Source organism: Blautia sp. TM10-2 (assembly GCF_003480845.1).
Classification (GTDB): domain Bacteria; phylum Bacillota; class Clostridia; order Lachnospirales; family Lachnospiraceae; genus Fusicatenibacter; species Fusicatenibacter saccharivorans.
The window spans coordinates 267,866-276,422 of sequence record NZ_QUJZ01000002.1 but is presented as its reverse complement, the minus strand read 5'-3'; the positions used below and the strand labels follow the sequence as shown (position 1 = coordinate 276,422).

Annotated in this window: 4 protein-coding genes; all 4 read right to left on the bottom strand. The window is 41.8% G+C overall.

Going from position 1 to position 8,557, the window contains the following annotated elements; genetic code table 11:
* Positions 1-1,667, bottom strand: a 1,667-nt coding sequence (locus tag DXD92_RS03435) for a hypothetical protein (RefSeq protein ID WP_199696569.1), incomplete at its 3' end; no start/stop codon positions are given.
* Positions 1,668-1,690: 23 nt separating this feature from the next.
* A complete protein-coding gene (locus DXD92_RS03430; protein WP_243104831.1) occupies positions 1,691-4,825 on the bottom strand; it encodes a hypothetical protein in 3,135 nt (1,044 codons plus the stop codon).
* A gap of 6 nt (positions 4,826-4,831) precedes the next feature.
* Positions 4,832-5,890: a hypothetical protein gene (locus DXD92_RS03420; protein WP_118640076.1), complete on the bottom strand. Its 1,059-nt coding sequence runs from the start codon at positions 5,888-5,890 to the stop codon at positions 4,832-4,834.
* A gap of 2 nt (positions 5,891-5,892) precedes the next feature.
* A complete protein-coding gene (locus DXD92_RS18445) occupies positions 5,893-8,556 on the bottom strand; it encodes a LysM peptidoglycan-binding domain-containing protein (RefSeq protein WP_158581756.1) in 2,664 nt (887 codons plus the stop codon).
* Position 8,557 lies beyond the last annotated feature (1 nt).

Genomic DNA, 8,557 nt, shown 5'->3' with positions numbered 1-8,557 from the left:
TTTGTGTCCGTTGCAGTTCCAACGATTGCAAACATATCACCAATCCGGCAACCATTACGGATACCAGATGTGCTGGACCAAGTTTCTTCGCGATTAATCGTTCCATATCTTGTCCACTGAGACTCGGTGAAGGCGTCTCTAACCACATTTGCCACAAGACTATATCCCTGTGAACCAGTAGCCCCAGTAGCACCTTTATTACCATATACACCTATGACTCGTTTCGTAGTATCAACCATTGTCCCATTTGTATAAGTAATTATCTCGTAGTTCCAGAGATATTTGTTGCTCTCTGTCATTGTCGGAACCGTAGACGACCACGATGTAGGAACAGTCGAATTGGATGAAGAAACCGCGTAATGCTCCACGATCCCCTTAATACCATTTCCGGTTGATCCGGTATCACCTTTATCCCCTTTACTTCCCCGATCACCATATGATCCAATAATGCAAGGCGCAGTTGTACTTGCTACGGTTCCATCACTGTATTTTACAACTTCATAATTCCAAAGATACTTCTTAGCCGCAGACACAGACTGGACAGCTGTTGTCCATCCACTCGTCGCCGTTGTAACTCCGCTGGAAGATGCCGTTGCCAAATAGTAGTTAACTACAGATCCGATGCTCTTTCCGTTACTGCCATCGGTTCCATTTGTACCATTTGCACCCATACGGCTAACGCTATATATTGTGGATGTCGTATTGTCAGAGTAGCTAAATATAGTCCTCACCCACAGATATTGTCCGGCTGAAACTGTTGGTATAGATCCAGACCAAGTACCGGTCGGAACCGTTGTTCCAGATGTACTTGCCTGATATGTAATTGCTGTCGACTTAATTCCTTTGCCAGTATCTCCAATCAAATCATCAGGATGCGGAGTCCATTCTGTCGCTTTTGTTCCCTTTTCGAGTTTGACATTTGTGATGGCAATATCTCCGGACGCATTACTAAAGCTGAATGATAACGTTCCACCATCAACTGTTGCTGTTGATACTATCTGTGTCGTATACTGCTTATAGACCGTACTTAATGATATGTCTTCGCCGTAGTCCGCAAGAGATCTCGACGGTTGTATTTTTTGCCCAGCAACCGATGCTTTTGCAATAAACGAAACTGTGTATGTTGTATTTGCACCCCATACCTTTTCGACATTCCAATATATCCGTTTTCCAGAAACAGGCGTTACTGTTAACGCTTTACCATAGACAGAATCGTCAACAACGTTCATTGTAGCACCTTCAGCAACGATATATTTTGTCCCATCACTCAAGTTACTGTTTCTGACTAGATTCCACCCAAATCCAGCTCCTTGATTGGCAACCGCAAATGAGAATTTCTTATAGATCGTAATTCCATCAATAATTACAGGAATACTTGCCTCACATGCTACCGCGATCACCGCTGTTGTTTTAAACGTAATTGTCGGAGATGCCGTTCCGTTATTTGAAACCGATGCGGAAATACCAGTTGGACATGAAATTGTACCAATTATAACCTTCGAACACCGAATATTACCCTGATAGGCCATTGCCTGAGTCGTACAAGCGGAACCAATTGGTGCTCCAGACGTATTTCCCATAAAAGTATAGGTTTCACTCGTCAATACTGCAGAATATGCATCCGTAATATCGGCAATTGTAACCTGGCATGATGCTTTAGCCGCCATTTTGAATTTCCTCTCTTTCTTCATTACTCAAGCTGGCATATATACGAGCCAATATTCGTGATATCATCTGCCGTTATGGTAATGCTTCTCGCTGTAGCTTTCGCTGTTGTAGAAGTGCCAACATACCATCTGATTGTTCCGAGTGATCCGCAAATGCCGCCATCTGTGATATCCTGCTCAACCCCACCTTTAAAAACATGAGCAGTCAATGCAGTGCTACCTCGACTGTTTTTAAATGTAAAACCATTACTTCCGGTAATACTTATGACAATTCCATCCTTGCCAGCGGCTCCAGTTGCTCCGACTTCACCCTTCATTTTTGACCACTTATATGCAGTAACAGTAGTCGGATCATTTTTGTTGAAATCAACACAAGTGCCAATATATTCGCCACTATCTTCTCCTTCGTTTCCAGTAAACGTTTTACCGGCATCGTTCGAATATTTAATGTGCAAATATGAGGTTTTACCATCAGCACCCGTCGATCCTTGGATTCCCTGTTTTCCCTGCTCTCCCTGGATTCCCTCAAGACGATGCCATGTATACTTTTTCGGATCTGTTGAATCAGCCTCTGTAAAATCTGCATAAGTCCCGATGTATGTATCAGCTATCTCACTCATCTGACTCGATGCTGTTGGATTTGCAACTGAGCTGTATTTAATATGGAAATAAGTTGTCTTTCCATCTTTTCCAGGTTCTCCCTGAATTCCCTGTTTTCCTTGCTCTCCTTGAACCCCCTGCAGTCCCTGTGGGCCTTGATCTCCTCTAATTCGTGCCCATGAGTAAGATTTAACAGTTGTTGGGTCGTCAACCTCGAAGTCAGCACATGTTCCAATGTAGGCGCCCATAGTTTCTCCATTCTTTGATGTGAATGTCTTTCCGCCATCATCTGAATATTTGATATGAAGATATGAGGTCTCACCATTTGCTCCATTCTCGCCAGGGATTCCTTTTTCGCCTTGCTTTCCCTGAAGCCCCTGAAATCGGTACCATTTGTACTTTTTGGGATCGTTCGAATCTTCTGATATAAAATCGACATAGGTTCCAATATATGTATTTGGTGTTTCACCGATCTGACTTGAAGATGTCGGATTTGAAACAGCCGAATACTTAACATGAAAATAGGTTGTCGCTCCGTCTTTACCATCCTTGCCCGCAACTCCCTGATCTCCCTTAGGTCCAGTTGCGCCTGCTTTAGCTACAGCAAACGAGAATTTCTTATAGAATGTCATGCCGTCTACTACAATTGGTATAGTCGCCTCGCACGCAGAACTTATGATTGCTGTTGTTTTAAAAGTGATTTTCGCAAGAGATGTATTGTTGTTTGTTACCGTTGCGGAAATACCTGCTGGGCATACAATTGCGGATCGATTCACCGACACTTTTGAACATTGATTTTGCCCACAATATGCTGCAGCCTCTGTCGAACAAGTCTGTCCTGCCTCGGCACCGGAAGTGCCTCCGATGAACGTATATGTCTCACTTGTTAAAACAACTGAATAGGCATCAGTAACATCGATCACTGTGATCTGATCTGAAGCTTTGATGAGAGAATTTAAAATGAATTCACATTTTAAAGTGACTTTGTTTTCGATATCGTCAGGTGTGAGTGAGAAAGTGAATCCATCACTTCCAATTCTTGAGTCATTTGCAGAAATCACTGTAAATGATGTTTCATTGAATTTCTGCATCGACCATCTAACACTAACTGTACTACTTCCGAATACGGTTTTAAGACGGGTAATAGAAGTAATTCTCTCGGTTCCATGATAGATCACAGCCGTGAGTACCATGGCCTGCGAATCATTCTTAAAGATATTTCCCCTAGATGACTCAATTGACAGACTTGTTGTTACTTCCTGTCTAACTTTATTAATGTCATTCTGGATACCATTAATGACATCTACCAGATTATTTCCTTCTTCTGGTTCTTCCGGATCAGGGTCAGAACTACCACTTACACCAAAAGATATACTTTTTGCTGAAATTGCAAGCTGGTATTCCCCATTTTGATCTTTATAGTATTTGAGATAATTTGCCTTATCACCAATTGCCAGCTGGCCCTTTGTATCCATATAGATACCTCTGGTCGTGTTATCAGCACTATTTTTTACTCCAGAATATAAAGAATCCTCGGTGATATGGAAACCACCAATGGTAGCTCCAAATGCAACGAGGTCTTTTACATCAATTTTAGTAGCCGTGATTGATTTTGCTTGAATCACACTACCGTGAATGCTGTTATATTCTGTTTGTTGAGTCTCAACACTTTCACCGTTTGTATTGAGTTTATAGTAAAGCCCATCCTCTCCCTTGATAACGAGCTTATCTGCAACAATTGTATTGCCTTCAATCAAATCACCTTTAATGGTTACACCAACCAATTCTCCAGTAATTGTCTGGTCTCCGATAACAAGGTCTCTGATAATACCAGATGTGGCGTAAAACTGCTCGATTGCAGCTTTCCCGATGTTCGAGAAATCAACATTTGCAAATTTGGTATCAAGATTTTTAATCGTCGCGTCCGTTGATTCGAATTTCTCAGTAGTTAAATCTTTAAACTCGCCATATGTAGCTTCAAGATTATTTACTTTAGCATTAGCCGCATTTAAATTCTCAATACTCGCATATTTAATATCGGCTGCTTCTGCCGTAAGCATTTTCGCCTTAACATTCTCGATCTCAGCAGAATTAGCAGTTAATTTCCCATCAACTTCAATATTCTTTGCTTTGAGATCATCGATTTCCGCAGCACTTGCCGTAAGTTTCTCCTTGATTGTCACATTATCTGCTGTAAGATCATTGATTCTGGCAATCTCTGCTTCAAGCTCTTTCGTGTTTACTTTATCGGCGATAACTATTTCAAACTCTGAGATCTTGCTACCCATCTCCTTGACATCTTTGTCACTTGCCGATGGAGAGGAAATATTTCCAGTAACCAGGGCAGTGTGATTCTTAATCGTAACGATTACCCTGTCGCCGTCCGACAACACTGTAGTTGCAGATATCGGAGTCAATAAATCTGACCCATCAAGACGAACATAGTTTTTATTGTCGTATTTGACAATTGTTCCATAAGCACTCGACTCGGTAAGTTTTTGTTCATCATTGCTGGTAACCTTGACGAGTTGATCTATAAGATCACTTGATAGAATCACAACGTATCACCTCCATAATTTAGTTGTAAAAACAGCTTTTTCTGTTACTGGACATCCAGGCTCACATTTAATTGTCTGACTAATTACCTTTGCCTTAATATTAGTGAGTTTTGCTCCCTTATAATCAAGTCGGACGCAATCCCCAATTCGAACAGGGCAATAGCCATGGGTATATGTCACTGTGCATTCCAACGAAGACAAATCTCTAAGCAATTGTTCAGCATATTCATTGATCTGATTTTTCGTTGGATTACCGATCAAATCCGGATTGCTCACCCTATGTACTATTTCTCTTCCACGACTCACTGTCGATGTAGAGCTGTTTGGATCATCGTTCACCACTCTGGCATAATACTTGTCATACCCTTCGGAATAAATAACCTCAACCACATTCGGAATTCCATATAGATCTCGATCAATACTGATATCTGGGTATAGAATCGAGCTGTTTCCGTCGTTGTATGTCCATACGGGCTGAAGTGATGCTGTGTCCTGATTCGGTGCAAATAAAATACGCCCTAACTCATCTAAGTCAAAGGAATACTTTGCATTAGAGATTAAGGCGCTTATATATGCCAACCATGTTTCATCTGTTTCGGCGACAAAGTTTGAAAATAATGGTTCTGAGTTGGTTGCCGCAACTACTGGAGCTCTCACATGTGTCCTAGCAAGTCGATAGCCATTTTCCATAATATTTTCGCCTTTTAATAAGAAAAAACCTATCGGTGGCTTATTTTCTTTAAGTTCCATTAATGGTGTATAAGCATCCACCGATATATCCTCTACCTTTCCATCAAACTTTAATGATGGCGTTTGGACTAAGAATGTTCCCAATGGATGCTTATCTTTAAAACCATTTTGAATTGTAACGAGATATGCTCGAATATAGCATTCTCCAACCGATTCCGTCATATCAATCGAAGCTGACCCAAGAGTCTCAGCCGATGTATCACGCGTTATTGAACATGATTTCACCGTGCGAATCCTCTCAGTATCTTTCCATGTCCCTGGGTCAACGATATAATACTCAAATGATTGCTGCATCGATGCGGACCAATCAACCATATTCAGATACCTCCCTCAACTCGCGTGATATCGAGTGTTACTGGAATCGTAAGTACTTTGTGTGTCTGGCTGAATGAAACGGAAATGTTTGCCCAGTATCCGCTTCCGGATGGTTCTCTTACATATACATCGCCCATCCAGATCGCAAGTCTCCGTAGAGCATATAGAGTATCAACATCTGATTTCTCTATCTCGACTTTCCAACTCGCAGTCTCACCGAGCTGTGTGCCATAGTAACTCACAGGTCGTTTTCTTCCCTGATACTTTATAAGCGAAACATCGGCGCTGTGATTATCAGACACGTCGATATTATATGGCAGTCTTAAAAGAGATCCAGACCATGGTTTCTCGCTTGTCTCTTTTCCGTCAGTAACGTCAAATTCCTGCCACTCCTCATCCCATTGAATAATGACTGCTTTCTCATTCACCGGATAGCCAGGCATATCCGTATAACTTACAGCCCCTGTTGAAGTGCTTGTCGCCACGATACGATATCGAGCATAATCGAGTGCCGGATGCGGATCAGTAATGTAAGTATTCTTTCCATTTGCAATTCCAGTTGCTAGTTCTGTGAACGAACCATCGAATTCACGTCTATATACAGATAGCGTGATGCCTGACACCGGCTTACCAGTTTTGGCAACCCTCGCGCAAAAATATACAGTTGATCCATTTAATCTTCCAGAGTACACTGTTTCACCAGTTGTTGTCACCGCTCCATTCACCGACGTTCCATCAATTGTCGAAATTTTAGTTGTCGTTGGAGTATATGTTGACCCATTTTTTGTAACCTCATAATATTCATAAGGGTAATACTCGCAATATGGGCGTATATACGCAGTCAACGTGTCTTTGTTTATTCCAATTTCAGCACTTGGCTGGTATGTTTCATCTTTCCAAGCGACCAGTATGTCAACTGATGATGTTGCGGTAAGACCAGAATTCATAGAAGCTATGCATGAAATTGTATAAGTAACATTATTTTCGAGGTCTATGTTTCCTGCTGAGAAAGCAATAGTAAGCTGATCTGTTGTATCAAAGTATTTTGAATAAATCTGCTCGCCTTTACTTATCATCTTCGAACAGCCAGCTTCGTCAACCGTCTCATATGCACTTTTTGTGGTTATTGTCAGATAATAGCCGATCGGTGCCTGCGTCTTAGGACCGGTCAGTCCTTTAAGATAAAACGGAAACGAAGTAATCTCATCAAGCGCTTCACCTTTTGAGTTTGTTATATTTAAAGACATGGTCGGTGGCGTATATACGTCGATAGTTCTCTGGATAGACCATTCTCCGTATTCCTTTGTTATGCCAGCTGTTCTAACTCTCCACTGAATTTTTGTTCCTTCAGTATACCCAGATGTCGAAACCGAGTATGTACTTGTAAGATCCTTTTTATCTTCATCCGTACTCTTCCTAATGGTTTTTGTCTGCTTATTACTTCCGATTATCAGCTCCAATTCCGCATACGTCTCACTTGACCCATCCTCGGCATTATGAACCCAATACAATGTGAGCGGCTCCCCAGTAATCGCCGTTGTTGTCGATGACCACGTTGTAGGAGCCACCGGTGTTTTTCCAATTACTATAGACTTCGGACTTGTCCATGCAGATTTGCCTTTGCTGTTTGATGCCCGTACACGGAAGAAATATTCATTTCCGGTTTCAAGACCAGTTTTCTCGTAATGGTTGAATTCGATTCCGCTTACCGTGCTCGTTTTATCCGATCCATCGAAATAACTTTCCTGAGTAGCATATTCGATATCATAGCTAGTCGCCGTCGTAACGCTATCCCATTCAAGATATATCGATGTTTTTGATGTTGCTTTAATTGAAGTTATTCCTATTGGCGCTGATGGTGCGGTTGCTGTATTGCTTGAATAATCTGTCCAAGAACTGTATAACTTTCCTCGATATGCTCTACAACGTACCTTATATTCCCCGCCAGCCGACACCGTACAAGAATAAGAAGCCAGCGTAGTCTTTAATTCAGCATTTCCAGTGTTAAAGATTGTTGTGTTATCTTTAACGATTTGGAACTGAATTCCGTCTGCCGCTGGCTTTGTTGATGTGTATTGTGCCGTGACCGTGAGTTTATACTTGTCATCAATCGACACACTCAGATTGCTTGGTGTTACTGGAGGGGCGTTTGTGAAATCATAGGTAATTGCTGTTGACCACTTGCCAGTCCAGTAACTCACCTGGGCATTATTTACTGTATGGGTTTCTGATATGGCTTTAACCCAGAATCTTACCTTTGTTGCGTTTGATGGTGCTGAATATGTACTCTGTCGGACATTTTCAGCAGTCGATGTTATGTTACCAACAAACCAGACACCATCTCCAGTTGCATATTCCCACCAAACGCTATAACCGTTTGTATTTGCTCTACTCCATTTCCATGTTGCGAACAATGTCCTATCTGTTCCGGCCTGCAATCCAAAATATTGCACAGTCGGCTTAGTAGGTGTTGAAGATGTGGGAGAAGTTTTTGGTGCAGAGGTTCCATTTACATCGAGATTAATAACCTGCCCAGGATAGATTATAGGATTTGTTTTCGATATCCCATTTTTATCCGCAAGCTGAGTCCATCGGGTGCCATCTCCAAGAAATCTTCTGGCAATCCCCCAGAGGCAATCTCCCTTAACAACTGTATACGTAGCCATC